Raw genomic sequence first — 16,538 nt, forward strand, 5'->3', positions numbered from 1 at the left:
CGTCGGCGAGCGACCCCCCGCTGGTCGATCCGACTCACTCAGGCGGGGACGTCCGCTGCCTTCACGCGGCGGCCAGGGTGACGCGAACGGTCACCTGACCCTTCTCGTCGCGGGTGCTCACCGCGTGGCCGCTGTGCTCTTCACCCTCGAGCGTCAGGGTCAGTGGTGCGCCCTCGCCGGTGAAGTTGCGCCACCAGTTCTTGCGGTCGGGCATCGCAACGCCGATGTTGACTTCGTCGCCGTGACGTCGATAGGCAACGGGCAACTCGAAGGATTTGCCCGACCGTCGTCCGGTGTATCGCAGCACGGTGATCGTGCGTGCCGCTCGTTCGCGGATGAAGGGCAGCTTCAGGATCGGGATCGTGATCGCGTTGTTGACCCGGGCAGCTTGCTGAAAAAGGCTCACGCCGGATTCGTATCACGCATGCGGGTCGGGTGCATCCCCGCTGGGCTTGATGAACGCCGCACCCTTCTGTTCGCGACGCTTCATCGCCTGGATCGCGGCGTGCTGCCGGCGGGCGTGATACGCGAGCGGGAAGTACGTGAGACGCTCGGGCAGCACGCGATACGACCCACGCAGGACGGTGTGCATCCGCTCGAGTTGCTTTTGCTCACGATCGCTCCAGGACAGGCCCAAGATCTCGCGCACACGCGGATCCATCACCCCCACCGTCGTGAGGTAGTTGAACTTCTGCATCGGAGCGGCAGCGGTCGTCGCAACCCGCTTCACCGCGGGCCGCATCGCGCGCGGAACCGCGCGCGGCACGGGCGGCGCTGCGCGCATCTGCTCGATGAGCTCGACCGCCACCGGATGCCGGGTCAGCTTGTTCTCGATGAAGTCGTCGAAGTATTCGTCGAACTCCTCGACCGTCTCGGGATACCCGCGCATCGGGACCTGCACGATCTTGGCGATGCGCCGGTTGTCGACGAGTAGCTCACGCTGCTCGTCGCGGCTGAACTCCCGGCCCACCAGCAGCGGTGCGGCGCTGAGCAGCGTCGGGAACGCGGTCGCGATGACCCACTGGTAGGCCTCGGGATTCAGTGCGCTGATGTGCTTGCCCGCCTTGTTGCGCATCTGCAGGGGCTGATGCAGCTTTCGGAGCCGTTTGCCCTCTTCGATCGCCTCCTGGCCACCGTAGATCCAGCGCATCACCGAGTCCGTCGAGCGGATGGCCCGCCCGAGTGGGTCGGTGCGAAAGACCGAGTACTTGTCGACCACATCACCGATGACCGGATGCATCACCTGCATGACGAAGGCAGCGCCGTTCACCGGCAGAAAGGTCAGGTGACCGGCGAGGTCCGCGGTCAACGAGTCGGCAGGCACCAGCTCGATCTCGTCGTCGCGGTTGTTGATGAGGTGGTCGCCACCGGCGAGCCGATCGTCGGTGCTGGGCGGTGACGCGACAGCCTCGTCGGCGCTGGACTGCTCGTGAACCGCGGTCATGATGCTCCCTTGGCGATCGGACAACGAATGTAGTCAGATTACATGACCCGTCAGTTAATGAGAACGAATTCTCGTATTCGAGAGTGTTTCCCGTATCAGGCCGGGCCGATGACCACGGTCCGAGTCCCGAGATCGGGTTCGGACACGGTAAAGATCCTGGTAGCGGGTTTGCGTCCCGGGCGGACCTCGGTCACCTCCATGCCGGCGTCGGCGAGGCGTGCGTGGCTGCGTTCGATGTCGACCGATCGCCACGCGAGCCCCCACAGCGAAACCGGTGCCTCGTCGACGGCACCCTCTACGGCATCGGCGGCATCGAGCGGTGCGCCGTCGTTCGCGATCACTTCGAACACGAGGTCCGACGCGCGGAAGAAGAGCTGATGCACGTCCTCGGCGATGGCTCGGTCGAGCCGGAGATCGAGACCGAATGTCGCGCCGAAGAGTGCCAGCGCCCGATCGCGTCCCGTACACATGAACACCAGGTGGTCGAGACCCGAGATGTCATCGTCGGCAGCGGTCACCGGACGTGGAACGAATGTGGTGATGCCCAACGGAAATCCCACGGCTCGTTGCGAGTTGTCCGCCGCCTCGAGCGCAAGCCCACGACGACCGAGCTGCCGCGCAGCCGGGTCGACGTCATCGACCTCCAGCATCACCGCATGTGTCGACGTCGCCGGCACCGCCTGGATTCTCGTGTTGCCACGCACGAGACGCTCGGTCTCGGTCGCGAGCAGTGTCGCGTGGGCAGCTGCGCACGGTGCGTTCGCGTGCGCGAGATCGACTCGGGCCCCCCTGATCTCGAGTGGGTTCATCGCCTGCGCCCGCCCTTGCGTCCGGAGCTCTTTCGGCCGGTTCGCCGCGCCGTCGGGTCGTCGAGTGCCGGACGTGGTGGCGAGCTGGTGATGTGCCACGCGCCGCAGACACAGTGATACGACCGCAGGTCGGGTCCGCGCGGCCGTTCGCGCCGGGCCCGATCAAGGGCGTCGGCAACCTCCGTCGAGGAGGAAAAGTCGCTCTTGTCAGGAGTCGGACACGGTATGTGGGTGGGCTGCGGAACACGAGGCCGCCGCGGCGGGCGTTCACCGGCGGTGCGTCGTTCGATGTCGCGGTAGAACTCCCCGAGTTCGTCGTCGGAGAACGGGGTCACCGCTCAGCGGGCCATCCACAGGCGCCGCCGGATGACCTCACGCATCCGCCGAAGTTCGGACCCGCTCAACGCTTCTGGCGGTTCTGTCTCCACGAGCCGGCCGACCTCGGAGAAGAAGTCGCGGTCAGACAGACCGAATTGTTCGCCGATCTCACGCGACGACCCACCGCCGAGCGGGTACCAACTCGTCTCGAACTGCAGCATCTGCTGCTGCTTGTTGTCCATTGTCACCGTGCGCCACCGCCAGAGTTGTTCCGAGCACCCGATCTTCCGGTGCTGTTGGGACCGGCGTCGCCTCGTCGCAGTCGAGCGTCACGGCCCCATCGACGTCCTTTGTACACCCGTCGGGCACAGGAATACAGGCGACAACCCACACTGATCTCAAACGTGTCGAAGCGGTGATGAACGGACGGCGAAAAGCCCGCGATCTCAGTCCGAATAGCGCGGAATGACCGAGAAAACCTCCAGGTCCGACGGCACACCTTTCGCCTTGAAACGACGACGCCGCTTGACGTAGTTGTCGTCGTCGGCGACGGCCAGCGTGTCGGCGCTCACGAGCAACTCCCCGGCACCGGCAGCCGCGGCGACTCGTGCCGCGATGTTGACGTCGACACCCAGATAGTCGTCGCCGACCGCGCGAGGTTCGCCCGTGTGCAGGCCGGCCCGCAACTGCGGCCGGTACCCGTCGATCGTCAGGGCACTCACCGCGCAGATCGCCTCATATCCCGCCTCGATGGCCTGGGTGCCGTCGGCGAACACCGCCATCGCGCCGTCCCCGAGGTGCTTGACGATCTTTCCGCCCCGTCGGACCACCACCTCCCGGGTCGCCTCGTTGACCTCGGCCAGCAAGCGGAGGACCTGCTCGTCGCCGACCCGCAGCGCCCAGGTGGAGAATCCGACCAGATCGGTGAACAGAATCGTCGCCGACACCGGACGGTCGTCGCTTCGCATTCCCCGACGCACCAGCGCCTGCCAGATCTGGACGGAGGCCAGGCCCAGCTCCCGTACCGCGCTGGGACGATCGGCCCCCGCCTCTGCGATGAGGCGCGCCAGGCGAGCCGACGCACGATCGCCGGAGACCGGTGGCGGGGCGTCGGGAAGAAGCCGTCGGACCGCTTGCGCCGCCTTGACCGCTCCCCCGCTGGAATTGGTGCGCGCCAAGAACTGTGCGGCTCGACGGGCCGGACCCGGTTCGTCGGAAGCCCCAGCAGGCGGGGCATCGGATCGCCGACCGAGATCACGGTTGTCGCGCGTCGGGGGCTCGTCGTTGGCGACCACGCACCGAAGTGTACGGATATCCGACGAGGACGTGTCCGGCTGTGGGCGCAACGTTTCAGCCGATCGAGCCCGTGGTGGCATGAACCGTCTGGGCCTCACGCCGATTGGCGCGAATGCTGCTGAAGAGCGAAGCGCCGATGAAGGCGACGCCGATGAGTCCCGTGACCAATTCGGGAATGTGCACCTTGACGCTGAGCAGAAGGATGACTGCGAGAGCCCCGATCGCCCAGTGGGCGCCGTGCTCGAGGTAGCGGTACTGCGCGAGCGTGCCCCGGCGCACCAGGTAGATCGTGATCGACCGGACGAACATCGCGCCGATGAAGCCGAGGCCGAGGGCGATGAGGATCGGGTCGGAGGTGATGGCGAACGCGCCGATCACGCCGTCGAACGAGAACGAGGCGTCGAGGATCTCGAGATAGAGAAAGAGAAAAAAGCCCGCCTTACCGACTGCCCTGGTGACCGCAGTGGGTGGGGCGGTCCCGTCGTGGTCGGGACCGTCGATCGCGAACAACGAGCTGAGGCCGTCGACGAGGATGTAGGTGATCAGGCCGAGCAGTCCGGCCACGAGCACGGTGGCGACCTTGTCGTCGGGTGCCAGGAATTCCGCGACGGCGAGCAGCGTCGCTGCCGCGATGACCACGGCGAGTTGGTCGAGCTTTCCGATCGCCGCCAGTGGCCGTTCGAGCCACGTCAACCAGGTGCGCTCGCGGTCGCTGAACACGAAGTTCAGGAAGAGGAGCAGCAGAAACATCCCGCCGAAGGCGGCGATCTGCGGATTCGCCTCCTGCAGAATGACCTCGTAGCTCGGGCTGCCGTCGGCGAAGTGGTCGGCGCCGTCGGGCGGCGGATTCATGGCCAGCCGGAATGCCTCGGCGGGAGCGAGTCCCGCCGTGGCCCAGACGACCGCCAGCGGGAAGAACAGCCGCATCCCGAAGACCGCGATGAGCACGCCGACCGTGAGGAACATGCGCTGCCAGAAGTCGCTCATGCGCTCGAGGACCGTTGCGTTGATCACCGCGTTGTCGAACGAAAGCGAGACCTCCAGGATGCCGAGGATCGCGCACAATGCGAGGCCGGTCCAGCCGCGGTAGGCGAAGGCCGCCGCCAGCGACGCCAGGGTCACCAGTGCGGACAACCCGAAGACGCGAACGATCAACGCAATTTCTCGGCTTCTCGCGCGAGGTTCAGCACCTCGGCGGCAAGTTCGGCCAGTGTCGCGTGATCGGCCCGCTCGGCGAGGGCGGTGCCGAGGTCCTCGGCGGCACACCGCAATGCGAACAGCCGATCCCCCAGCTCAGCCCCTTCGGCCGCCGACAAGATGATCGCGTCGGCGGGAATAGCCGTGCCCTCGACGAGCGTTCTCTGTTCGTAGGCGCGCTGCCGACACGACCGCTTGCAGTACTTGCGGCGTCGGCCCATCTCGGAATCGACCATGCTTCGACCGCACCACGCGCACGCGTACGGACGTTCACGGCGTCGGACGGATTCCACCCGGCAAACGTACCGCGGATGGCCGGGCCTGCGCGCCCGACGTTCGACGGAGTGTCGGGCGGGTAGAATGGGCCTGTTGACGTCCGTCGCAGCGGCCGATGCCGCCTGCGACCCCCGCTGGGACGGATTCCAGGCGGAGCAGAAGAGAACCAGAAACAGCCGACGACGAAAGCTGGAGGACAATTCCATGGCAGATCGAGTACTTCGGGGTAGCCGCCTCGGTGCGGTGAGCTACGAGACCGATCGCGACCACGACCTCGCGCCCCGTCGCATTGTCCAGTACCGCACCGACAACGGCGAGATCTTCGACGTGCCTTTTGCCGACGACGCCGAGGTGCCGTCGAAGTGGCCCTGCAAGAACGGCATGGAGGGCACCATCCTCGAGGGCGCCGAGCCCGAGGAGAAGAAGACCAAGCCGCCGCGCACCCACTGGGACATGCTCCTCGAGCGCCGCAGCGAAGAAGAACTCGAAGTGCTGCTGAACGAGCGCCTCGAACTGCTCAAGCAGCGTCGCAAGGGCGTCACGAACTAAGTGGTGGCCGCCGGCGAGCTCAGGGCCGGCGGCCGACACCCCATCGCTCGAGACGGCTCTGGATGCCCCAGCGCGCGACCATCGTGAACGCCTCGGTCATCACACCGCCGCTCATCTTGGACTCGCCGACTTCCCGTTCGGTGAAGGTGATCGGAACCTCACGCACGTCGAACCCGGCGCGTACGGATCGCCACGCGAGGTCGATCTGGAAGCAGTAACCGGCCGACTCCACCGTGTCCAACTGGATCTTCTCCAGCACGATGCGGCGATAGGCACGGAAACCCGCGGTGATGTCATGCACCCGGGCCCCGAGCGCCAACCGCGCGTAGGTGTTGGCGCCGCGCGACAAGAACTCCCGGCGCCGCGGCCAGTTCACCAGCTTGCCGCCCGGCACGTAGCGTGACCCGATCACCAGGTCGGCGCCGTCGTTGATGGCGTCGAGCAGCCGCGACAACTGCTCAGGGGCGTGACTGCCGTCGGCATCCATCTCGACGATCACCTGGTAGTCGCGATCCAGTCCCCACGCGAAACCGGCCAGGTACGCACGCCCCAGACCGTCCTTCTCCACACGATGCAGCACCTGGATTCGAGACTTGTCGTCGCGCGCGGCCAGATCGTCGGCGACGTCACCCGTGCCATCCGGGCTGGAGTCGTCCACCACCAGAACGTGGATGCCCGGCAACGCAGTGCGGAGCCGGCCGACGATCAGCGGGAGGTTGTCGCGCTCGTTGAACGTGGGTATGACCACGAGCGCACCCGCACCGTCGCTCCCGACGACTTGCCGGGATGCGTCGTCGGGACCGTTGCGCCCGGACGTTGCATCAGTCCCCGCTGCCATCAAGCTCCTTTGTTCCCGACGCCGTATGTGCGTCCTCGTGTGGTCGGCGGACAACTCCGTTCCCGACAGTGAACCTAGTACGCCATCCGATCGCGAACAAAAGCCCCACCAGCGCCACGATCACGGCCACCGCCTGTGGCCAGGCACCCAGCCTTGTTGCCATCGTCTTTCCCTCGTGCAGTGGTAGACGACTCGCCAAGATGGCGGGACGGAAGATGCCGGACTGTGACGCGACTGTGCCGTCGGGTTCGACGAGCGCGCTGACCCCACTTGTCGCAGCGACCACGACCGCCCGACCATGCTCGACAGCGCGCAACTGCGACATCGCCAGCTGCTGGTAGGTCATCGTCGACCGCCCGAATGTCGCGTTGTTGGTGGGCACGAACAGGATCTGCGCCCCGTCGTCCACCGCGTCGCGCGCGGCTCGGTCGAAGGCCACCTCCCAGCAGGTCGCGATGCCCACGTCGACCGTCCCCGATGCGGTGGGCACCGTGACGGCAGAGCGGCCCTCGCCGGGGCGGAAGTTGCCCGCCAGGTCGGCGTAGGACGAGAACATGCGGAAGAACGGCCGCCACGGGAGATACTCGCCGAACGGCTGCACGATGTGCTTGTCGTACCGGTCGACCGGACCTCGCTGCTGATCCCAGACCAGCACGGTGTTGGTGGGCCGACCATCTCCGTTGCGCAACAGGGTGCCGACCAGGATGGGCGCACCGACGGCGACGGACGCCGCGGTGATCTCGGCAGCCGCGTCGGAGTTGTCCAACGGCGAGATGTCGGAGGCGTTCTCGGGCCAGAACACCATGTCGGGACGTTCGGCACGGCCCGTGTTCACCGCCTGCGCCAGGGCGAAGGTGGTACGCACGTGGTTGTCGAGGACAGCGCGGCGCTGCGCGTTGAACTCCAGCCCGAGCCTGGGCACATTGCCCTGAATCGCCGCGATCTTGGTCGACGACGATGACACGTTCCGGTCGAGAGTGGCCGGGGTCAGCGCGATCGCGGCCATCGGAGCAAGCAGTGCGACGACAACAGCGAACGCCGCCACTCGGATGCCCGGTCCGTCGGTACGGCCGTCGGCGCGATACGCGCGGATCAGCACGGCCACCAGCCACGCCACACCGGATCCGAAGAGCGCCACGGCACCCGACACACCCGGGGCCCCGAACACCGACGCGAGCGGCAGCAGCGGGCCGTCGACCTGGCTGAAGGCCACCCGACCCCAGGGGAACCCGCCGAACGGGAATCCGGATCGCAGCGCCTCCACCAGCAGCCACGATGCCGTGAACCAGATCGGCGGACACGGCAGCCGAGTGGTGAGGACTGCGATCGCACCGAAAAGTGCCTGGTAGACCGCAAGTACGGTGGCCAGGGCCAGCCACGGCAGCGGCCCGACGTACTCACCGATCCACGGCAACAAGGGCACGAAGAAGCCGAGTCCGAACACGAATCCGAGCCACGCGCCGGTACGTACTCGCGGACGGCCGATCGTCAGGACCATGTACAGCAGGGCGATGGAGATCACCGCACAGAACCACCACGATCGCGGCGGGAACGCGCCATACATCAGTACACCGGCAACCGCCGAGAGCACCGTGCGCGCGGCCCAATCCATGCGGGCCGAGGTGGCGTGGTCGTAGTCGTCGGTTGAGTGATCTCGACACGGTGCCTCGCTGCGCTCGGTACCGGCTCGATCAGCGGGAGGGCCAGCTCGATCAGCGGGGGTCGCGGCTCGATCAGCGGGAAGGTCGGCTCGATCAGCGGGGGCGCTCGGTTCGGTGCCGGTCATGTGTCATCCCCGGCGTACAACACCCGTCCACGGTGGACGGTGCGGACGCACTCCGGCAGCCGGGCGCCCGGGGACACGTCAGGGAGTGCGGGTACGCGCGAGCGAGGATCGGTGGACCAGCGCTGCACCCCGGCGTGGGAACCGGCGACCACCAGGTGATCGGCCTCCCAGATGGCGTAGCTTGCCGGTGCACCCGGTTCCAGCGTTCCGGTGAGACCGTCGTTGATGCCACCGGCCCGCCAGCCACCCCGGGTGCACGCAGCAAACGCGCCTCGAGCCGAGATCGCGTTGTGGTCCTGGTGATGGTGGACGGCCGCCCGAATTGTGGACCACGGATCGATCTCCGTCACCGGCGCGTCCGACGAAAATGAAAGCGCGACACCCGTTTTCGCCAGCATCGCAAAATTGTTGAGGCCGGCGGCGCGATCGGGGCCGAGCCGCTGGTCGTACAGGTCACCCGTCCCGCCCCACGCCGCGTCGAAAAGCGGCTGCATGCTGGCGATGACACCGCACCGCGCCAGCACCGCGGCTTGTTCGACCGACACCATCTCGGCGTGCTCGATCCGGTGGGCGCATCGCGCGATCGCTGGGGTCCCCAGTTCGTCGGCGAGGGAATCGAGCGCGTCCACCAGCGTCTGGGTACCGGCGTCGCCGATCACATGGAAACCCGCCTGGATGCCGGCAACGGTGCACGCGGCAAGGTGCGCACGTATCTGTGCGTCATCGAGGTAGCAGTTGCCGACGGCCGACGGATCGTCGGTGTACGGCGCTGAAAGCCACGCGGTGCGCGACCCGATCGCACCGTCGATGAACAGGTCTCCGCCCAGTCCATCCGCGCGGCTGATCGCCGCCAATTCGGCAGCGTGGTCGGCATCGGTCACCGACTGACCCCAATAGCGGCGCACTTGCACCTCATGATCGAGATCGGCGAGCCCGAGGAAGTCGTCGAGCCCGCTGATATCCGGCCCCCCGTTCTCGTGCACGGCCACCACCCCGTGGGCTGCGGCGAGGTCGAGCGCCCGACGCTGCGCGCGGGTACGGGTGTCCGGTGTGATCAGCTGGCGGGCCGCCCCGCGCACGAGGTGGTGGGCGTCGGCGGTCAACGGTTCTTCCGGGTGGAATCCGGGAGCGTCGGCGAGGTCGGGAACGAGCCGTCGCAAAGCTGTGGAGGCGACCGCAGAATGCTCGTCGATCCGGGTGAGATATACCGGCCGATTGCCGACCGCCTCGTCGAGCTCGGACGTGGTGGGGAATCGGCCGTCTGCGCGTTCGGCACCGTCCCACGCCGAGTCGTCCCAACCGAGGCCCCACAGCACTTCGCCCTCGTCGAGACCGGACACGGCCTGGACCACGCGGGCGAGGCAATCGCGTCGATTGACGGCGTCGTTGAGGGTCAGACCCAGCAGCGCGAGGCCCGTGGAGGTGAGATGCACGTGGGAATCGACGAATCCCGGAGCCACAAAGCGCCCGTCGAGTTCGGTGATCTGGGCGTCCGGGTGCAGTGCCCGACCGACGTCGTCACTGCCCACCCAGACCACGACGCCGTCGCTGACCGCCAGCGCGGTCGCGTCGGGCGCGGAAGCGGAGTACACGGCTCCGCCGAGGAGCAGTTCGGTCGCCACGATCGTCAAGTGTGCCCTGCGCCGAGGCGGCGACGGTCAGCGGCCCTGCGGCAGCTGACGGTCAAACCTCTCGTTGGGAAAGCGCTCGTCGGCATAGCTCGCGTCGACGACCGTCCCGTCGATCACGTCGGGACCGGCGTACCTACCACCCGCGTAGACACCGGTCGCGTAGATACCGGCTCGGTCCATCGCGGTGGCGGCACGCCGCGCACCCAGCGCGACGACCGCCGGCCGGGCCAGCTTGCGCAGCGGCGGCGCCAGCATCAGCACGCCGGCGACGGTGGTCACCACCCCGGGCACGATCAGCAGGATGGTCGCGAGGGCGAGCAGTGCGCTGTCGGCCAGCGGTGCGGCGGGATCGACCTCGTTGCGGGTGGCGCGGCGAAGCTCGCCGAACACCTTGCGGCCCTGCCACTGGAGCATGACCAACCCGAGCACAGCGGCGCCCAGGCTGATGAGCACCGCCCAACCGAAGCCGAGTGTCAACGCCATGGCGACGAACGCCGCCAACTCGACGAGGACGTAGAGGAAGAACATGTGACGCAGGCGCATGATGGTCCTGCCTTTCTGCGACTCTGGGGCGTCGGCACGCGGTGTGCCGAGATCCGATCGCATTCGAGTCTCCCCCGGTGAACGAACGACCGCCCGGTTTTGCTCCCGAACGGTGTCAGTCGGCTCCCCGACCCTCGATATCGCCTTCGGTCTGCAGATACACGGCCCGTAGCTGGTCGAGCATCTCGGCGGGCGGTGCGGCCCACATGTCGCGTTCGGCGGCTTCCAGAAGGCGCTCGGCGATGCCGTGCAGCGCCCACGGGTTCGACTGCTGCATGAACTCCTGATTGGTCTCGTCGAGCACGTAGGCCTCGGTCAGCTTCTCGTACATCCAATCGGCGACCACGTCGGTGGTCGCGTCGTATCCGAAGAGGTAGTCGACGGTCGCGGCCATCTCGAACGCCCCCTTGTAACCGTGGCGCTGCATCGCCGATATCCACCGCGGATTGACCACCCGGGCGCGGAACACCCGGCTCGTCTCCTCGGACAGCGTGCGCGTCCGGACCGCGTCCGGGCGGGTGCTGTCGCCGATGTAGGCCTCGGGTGCGGTTCCGGTGAGCGCCCGCACCGTGGCGACCATGCCGCCGTGGTACTGGAAGTAGTCGTCGGAATCGGCGATGTCGTGCTCGCGGGTGTCGGTGTTCTTGGCGGCCACCGCGATGCGTCGGTAGGCCGCTCGCATGTCGTCGACGGCCGGCACGCCCGCGAGATCGCGGCCGTAGGCGTACCCGCCCCACTCGGTGTAGACGCGGGCCAGATCCTCGTCGCTGCGCCAATCGCGCGAGTCGATCAACTGAAGAAGTCCCGCTCCGTACGTACCGGGTTTGGACCCGAACACTCGGGTTACCGCGCGACGGTGGTCGCCGTGATCGGCCATCGAGGCGCGCACGTGGGCGGCGACGAAGTTCTGATCGTCGGGTTCGTCGGCCGCCGCGGCGAGCGCGACCGCGTCGTCGAGCATGGTCACCACGTGCGGGAACGCGTCGCGGAAGAAGCCGGAGATCCGCACGGTCACGTCGATGCGCGGACGACCCAGTTCGTCGAGGCCGATGAGTTCGAGACTGGTGACCCGCCGCGACGCCTCGTCCCACACCGGCATCACCCCGAGCAGCGCAAGGACCTCGGCGACGTCGTCGCCCGAGGTGCGCATCGCGCTCGTCCCCCACACCGACAGGCCCACAGACGCCGGATGGTGACCGTGATCGTTCACGTAGCGTTCGAGCAGCGAGTCGGCCATGGCCCGGCCGGTCTCCCATGCGAGCCGCGACGGGACCGCCTTGGGGTCGACGGAGTAGAAGTTGCGCCCGGTGGGCAGCACGTTGATCAGACCGCGCAGCGGCGATCCGCTCGGTCCGGCCGGGATGAAACCGCCACCCAGGGCGTGCAGAACCCGCGGCACCTCGTCGGTGGTCTGCCGCAGCCGGGGCACCACCTCGTGGGCGGCAAAGCGCAGTACGTCGGCCACGGCCGGCGGATGATCCGCGGACACCAGAGCGACCGTGTCGTCGCTCCAGTCGCCCTTCGCGCAAGCGGCAACCAGCTCGCGTGCCTGCGCCTCGACGGCGTCCACGTCACCGCGCGCGGATGCGCCGTCCTCGGTGAGGCCGAGGGCCTCGCGCAGTCCCGGCAGTGCGCTGGTGCCGCCCCAGAGTTGGCGCGCACGCAGCATGGCCAGCACGAGATCGACCTCGGCGTCGCCCTGCGGGGGCTCGCCGAGCACGTGCAGGCCGTCACGGATCTGGACGTCCTTGATCTCGCACAGCCATCCGTCGACGTGCAGGAGCATGTCGTCGAAGACCTCTTCGTCGGGCCGTTCACTGAGCCCGAGATCGTGATCCATCTTGGCGGCGGTGAGCAGGGTCCAGATCTGCTGGCGGATCGCGGGCAGCTTCGCCGGGTCGAGGGTGGAGATGTTGGCGTGCTCGTCGAGAAGCTGTTCGAGACGGGCGATGTCGCCATAGGACTCGGCGCGTGCCATCGGTGGGATCAGATGATCGACGAGGACGGCGTGGGCGCGCCGCTTGGCCTGGGTGCCCTCGCCCGGGTCGTTCACGAGGAACGGGTAGACGAGCGGCAGATCGCCCAGCGCCGCATCGGTGCCGCATCCGGCCGACATGCCCAGCGTCTTGCCGGGCAACCACTCAAGGTTGCCGTGCTTGCCGACGTGCACGATCGCGTCGGCCGCAAAACCCGCACCCTCGGACTGCGATGCCAGCCAGCGGTAGCTCGCCAGGTAGTGATGCGACGGCGGCAGGTCGGGGTCGTGGTAGATGGCGACCGGGTTCTCGCCGAAGCCGCGCGGCGGCTGAACCATGATCGCGATGTTCCCGAACGTCAGTGCCGCGATCACGATGTCGCCGTCGGCGTTGTGGGAGCGGTCGACGAAGAGGTCGCCGGGAGCTGGCCCCCAATGCTGCTCCATCCCGGCACGCAGTTCTTCTGGCAGGGTGCGATACCAGTCGTGGTAGTCGGCTGCCGACATACGAATCGGGTTGGCGGACAACGCTTCTTCGGTCAGCCAGTCCGGGTCCTGACCGCCCGCCGCGATGATCGCGTGGATCAGGGCGTCCGAATCGTCTTCGGCGAGACCGGGAATCGACGACTCCCCGCGCTCCGGCCCGATGTCGTACCCGGCGTCGCGCAGGGCGGTCAGCAAACGCAGGAGGCTTCGGGGGGTGTCGAGGCCGACGGCGTTGCCGATGCGGGCGTGCTTGGTCGGGTAGGCCGACAACATGATCGCGATGCGACGCTGCGCGGGCACGATGGACCGCAGGCGGGCGTGCGCAACGGCGATACCTGCCACGCGGGCGCAGCGTTCGAGGTCGGGCTGATACCAGGGCAGCCCGTTCTCGTCGAACTCCTTGAAGGAGAACGGCACCGTGATGATGCGGCCGTCGAACTCGGGAACCGCGACCTGGGTGGCCACGTCTAGGGGCGAGAGGCCGTCGTCGTTGTCTGCCCAGTCCGCGCGCGAACCCGTCAGACACAGCCCCTGCAGGATCGGGATGTCCAGCGCGGCAAGACGTTCGATGTTCCAGGCCTCGTCATCACCGCCGGCCGACGCAGTGGCCGGGGTGGCACCGCCTGCCGCGAGGACCGTCACCACGAGCGCGTCGGCGGTACCGAGCAGATCGATGAGATCGTCGGGCGCGGTACGCAGCGACGCGCAGAAGACGGGCAGGGCGTGTGCTCCGCGTTCCTCGATGGCGCCACACAGCGCATCGATGTAGCGGGTGTTGCCCGCGAGGTGTTGCGCGCGGTAATAGAGCACTGCGATCCGCGGGGCGTTCTCGGGCAGATCGGACCGGGCCGAGCGGTCGAGCACCCCCCACGCGGGCGTCTGCTGCGGCGGCTCGAACCCCAGCCCGGTCAGCAGCACGGTATCGGACAGGAAGTTGTGCAGACCCACCATGTTCTCCACCCCGCCGAAGGCGAGATAGTTGTGGGCTTCGGCGACCACACCCGACGGGACCGTCGACTGCGCCATCAGATCAGGGTCCGGTTGTTGCTCTCCCGAACACACCACGAGGGGTTTGCCGGTCGCGGCCACCGCGGCGAGGCCGTCCTCCCAGGCTCGTGTCCCGCCCAGGATGCGCACGACCAGAAGATCGGCGTCTGCGGCCAGGTCCGGGATGTCGTCGGCGAGGATGCGCGACGGATTCGCGCCGGCGATGTCGACCCCGTCCCGTTCGGCAGCCGCGGCGGCGGTGAGCAGATCGGTGTCCGAGGTCGAGAGCAGCAGGATCATCAGATCTCCTCGCCGGGATGTCGCGCCCGGAGCGTGTCGTAACGGTTGTGTCGTGATGCGGTGACCGGGGGCGCAGGTCTGACTTCGGTGCCGCGGAGTCGCTCTCACGACGCAGGGCTACCCGTCACAGTGGCGCGACCGTGCCGGACTCACACCGGCTTCTGTGCTCTCGGTGCATCGAGACTACCGAACCCGCAATCGCGAGCCGACCGGTGTAGAGCAGGGCATGCTGCGCGCGGTCGTACGCTGGACTGGTGAGCCAGCCTGCCGGACGATCCGCCGCCGACCGCTGCCCCGGGGTGTTCAGCACGCACCCGGCCGCCGACGGTCACCTCGCGCGCATCCGGCTCCCCGGCGGAGAGATCACCGGCCCCCAACTCGAGACCCTGGCCCGCGTCGCAACCGAGTGGGGCGACGGCCATCTCGAGCTCACGGCGCGAGCCAATCTGCAGTTGCGCGGCATCACCGATGTCGAGGCCGTCGCCGCCGCTGTCACCGGCGCAGGGCTGGTCCCGAGTGCGTCGCACGAGAAGATCCGGAACATCGAGGCAAGCCCGCTGTCGGGCCGCATCGGCGGTGTCGTAGACGTACGACCGATGATCCGGCTTCTCGACGAGCGGCTGCGAGCCGACGATCGATTCGCGGCGCTGTCCGGGCGATTCCTCTTCGGTCTGGACGACGGTCGCGGCGACATCACCCGACGCTCACCCGATGTCCACGCGGTGGCTCGCGCGAGCACCGACCATCGATCAGCCCGGCCCGGCCCGCTCGCCGACATAGTCGTCGGCGGTGCGACGCTCGGGTCGGCCACCGGGGCGGAATCGATCGTCGACGCGCTCCTCGTGGTCGCCGACGCGATGCTCGAGGTGGCGCCGACCGCGTGGCGGTTCGCCGACCTAGACGCCGCAGATCAGGCCCGCGTCGTCGAACGCGCTGGTAAAGGCCTAGATCCGGTCGGTGATGGCTACCCTCGGCCGGAAACCGAGACCGAACCGATCGTCGGGTGGTTCGAGCAGGACAACGGGATGGTGCTGCTCGGGTCGGTTGTCGAACTCGGCAGGCTGCCGGCCCGATTGGCCGAATTCCTGGCCGCCATCGGCGCTCCGATCATCTTCACGCCCGATCGCGAGATCCTGGTCTGCGACCTCACCGAGGGCGTCGCGGAGACCGTGGTGCGGGTGCTCGCACCGATGGGGCTGACCTTCGACGCGTCGTCGCCGTGGGCAGCGGTCAGCTGCTGTGCGGGAGCACCCGGCTGCAGCAATGGGCTGGCCCCGGTACGCGAGGATCTGCTCGCCCGTGTGGCGTCCGGGCAGGAGGTCACCGAGCGAGAACACTGGGTCGGGTGTGGCCGCGGGTGCGGTTCCCCGGTCACGCCACACCTGCGCGTCGAGGCCGGTCCGGACGGATATCGCACGACCGAACGCGGGCAGTAGCCGTCGAGCCCGGTGCGGGCGGCTCGATACACTGAGCCCACCATGACCGACTACCTGCGTGACGGCGCCGCGATCTATCGACAGTCATTCGCCACCATCCGCGCCGAATCCGACCTCACCGCATTTGCCCCCGACGTCGCCACGGTGGTGGTTCGGATGATCCACGCCTGCGGACAGACCGACCTGCCGGCTGACGTCGTGGCCACCGACGGGGTGGTCGAGGCGGCGCGGGCCGCGCTGGGTTCCGGCGCACCGATCCTCTGCGACGCCTCGATGGTAGCCGCCGGGGTCACCCGCAAGCGCCTGCCCGCCGACAACGACGTGCTGTGTTACCTGGGCGAACCCGGGCTGCCGGAACTCGCCGAACGAATGGGCACAACGAGAACTGCTGCGGCGCTGCAGTTCTGGCTTACACGCCTGGAAGGATCGGTGGTGGCGATCGGCAACGCGCCGACTGCTCTGTTCGCGCTTCTCGATCTGATCGACGACGGCGCACCTCGGCCCGCGGCCATCGTCGGCGCCCCGGTCGGCTTCGTCGGCGCCGCCGAATCGTGTGCGGCCCTAGCGGAACGGACCGATCTGGAATTCATCACGGTCACCGGTCGCCGGGGTGGGTCGGCGATCACGGCCGCCGCCCTCAACGCCCTCGCGTCGGCCCAGGAGTGAG

At 68.0% G+C, this 16,538-nt stretch carries 15 protein-coding genes and 1 riboswitch; of the genes, 3 read left to right on the forward strand and 12 right to left on the reverse strand.

Translation table 11 applies throughout. The features are described from left to right. Positions 1-61: 61 nt before the first annotated feature. The 7 genes from ACWDTF_RS12155 to ACWDTF_RS12185 form a co-directional block, all read right to left on the reverse strand. Positions 62-406 carry a nitroreductase/quinone reductase family protein gene (locus ACWDTF_RS12155; RefSeq protein WP_355273310.1) on the reverse strand — a complete coding sequence of 115 codons (345 nt, stop codon included), beginning with the start codon at positions 404-406 and terminating at the stop codon, positions 62-64. A gap of 12 nt (positions 407-418) precedes the next feature. Next, the gene (locus ACWDTF_RS12160) at positions 419-1,444 is read right to left on the reverse strand and encodes an oxygenase MpaB family protein (protein WP_240857265.1); all 1,026 of its coding nucleotides are present in this window, start codon (positions 1,442-1,444) and stop codon (positions 419-421) included. A 95-nt stretch (positions 1,445-1,539) separates the two neighbouring features. Continuing rightward, positions 1,540-2,352 carry a VOC family protein gene (locus ACWDTF_RS12165; RefSeq protein ID WP_355273307.1) on the reverse strand — a complete coding sequence of 271 codons (813 nt, stop codon included), beginning with the start codon at positions 2,350-2,352 and terminating at the stop codon, positions 1,540-1,542. A 239-nt stretch (positions 2,353-2,591) separates the two neighbouring features. After that, positions 2,592-2,813 (reverse strand): DUF3263 domain-containing protein, encoded by a 222-nt coding sequence (locus tag ACWDTF_RS12170; RefSeq protein WP_240857267.1) that lies wholly within the window; start codon positions 2,811-2,813, stop codon positions 2,592-2,594. Positions 2,814-3,017: 204 nt separating this feature from the next. Continuing rightward, positions 3,018-3,866, reverse strand: a complete 849-nt coding sequence (locus ACWDTF_RS12175; RefSeq protein WP_355273304.1) for an adenylate/guanylate cyclase domain-containing protein — start codon at positions 3,864-3,866, stop codon at positions 3,018-3,020. Positions 3,867-3,921: 55 nt separating this feature from the next. Next, positions 3,922-5,022: a DUF475 domain-containing protein gene (locus ACWDTF_RS12180; RefSeq protein ID WP_240857269.1), complete on the reverse strand. Its 1,101-nt coding sequence runs from the start codon at positions 5,020-5,022 to the stop codon at positions 3,922-3,924. After that, positions 5,019-5,300: a hypothetical protein gene (locus tag ACWDTF_RS12185; RefSeq protein ID WP_240857270.1), complete on the reverse strand. Its 282-nt coding sequence runs from the start codon at positions 5,298-5,300 to the stop codon at positions 5,019-5,021. The genes ACWDTF_RS12180 and ACWDTF_RS12185 overlap by 4 nt, the downstream gene beginning before the upstream one ends. 244 nt (positions 5,301-5,544) lie before the next feature. On the opposite strand from ACWDTF_RS12185, the gene ACWDTF_RS12190 reads away from it, so the two are divergent. Continuing rightward, positions 5,545-5,889 carry an RNA polymerase-binding protein RbpA gene (locus tag ACWDTF_RS12190; protein WP_160902307.1) on the forward strand — a complete coding sequence of 115 codons (345 nt, stop codon included), beginning with the start codon at positions 5,545-5,547 and terminating at the stop codon, positions 5,887-5,889. 19 nt (positions 5,890-5,908) lie between these two features. On the opposite strand, the gene ACWDTF_RS12195 is transcribed toward ACWDTF_RS12190, so the two are convergent. From ACWDTF_RS12195 to cobN, 5 genes are all read right to left on the reverse strand, one after another. Beyond that, entirely contained in the window at positions 5,909-6,727 is an 819-nt protein-coding gene (locus ACWDTF_RS12195; RefSeq protein WP_240857271.1) for a polyprenol monophosphomannose synthase, read from the reverse strand. Further along, positions 6,711-8,339, reverse strand: a complete 1,629-nt coding sequence (lnt, locus tag ACWDTF_RS12200) for an apolipoprotein N-acyltransferase (protein ID WP_355273386.1) — start codon at positions 8,337-8,339, stop codon at positions 6,711-6,713. The genes ACWDTF_RS12195 and lnt overlap by 17 nt, the downstream gene beginning before the upstream one ends. Before the next feature lie 170 nt (positions 8,340-8,509). Continuing rightward, a complete protein-coding gene (locus ACWDTF_RS12205; protein ID WP_240857272.1) occupies positions 8,510-10,135 on the reverse strand; it encodes an amidohydrolase in 1,626 nt (541 codons plus the stop codon). A gap of 36 nt (positions 10,136-10,171) precedes the next feature. Beyond that, complete coding sequence (locus tag ACWDTF_RS12210) at positions 10,172-10,687, reverse strand: FxsA family protein (RefSeq protein WP_240857338.1); 516 nt, start codon at positions 10,685-10,687, stop codon at positions 10,172-10,174. A gap of 115 nt (positions 10,688-10,802) precedes the next feature. Then, the gene (gene cobN, locus ACWDTF_RS12215) at positions 10,803-14,435 is read right to left on the reverse strand and encodes a cobaltochelatase subunit CobN (protein WP_355273299.1); all 3,633 of its coding nucleotides are present in this window, start codon (positions 14,433-14,435) and stop codon (positions 10,803-10,805) included. Positions 14,436-14,487: 52 nt separating this feature from the next. Continuing rightward, a riboswitch (cobalamin riboswitch) is annotated at positions 14,488-14,646 on the reverse strand. A gap of 43 nt (positions 14,647-14,689) precedes the next feature. Here cobN and ACWDTF_RS12220 point away from each other — a divergent pair. Next, entirely contained in the window at positions 14,690-15,871 is a 1,182-nt protein-coding gene (locus tag ACWDTF_RS12220) for a precorrin-3B synthase (RefSeq protein WP_355273296.1), read from the forward strand. A 42-nt stretch (positions 15,872-15,913) separates the two neighbouring features. Then, complete coding sequence (locus ACWDTF_RS12225; protein ID WP_240857275.1) at positions 15,914-16,537, forward strand: precorrin-8X methylmutase; 624 nt, start codon at positions 15,914-15,916, stop codon at positions 16,535-16,537. Position 16,538: the final 1 nt, after the last annotated feature.

The sequence above is a fragment of the Gordonia sp. NPDC003422 genome (assembly GCF_053588675.1).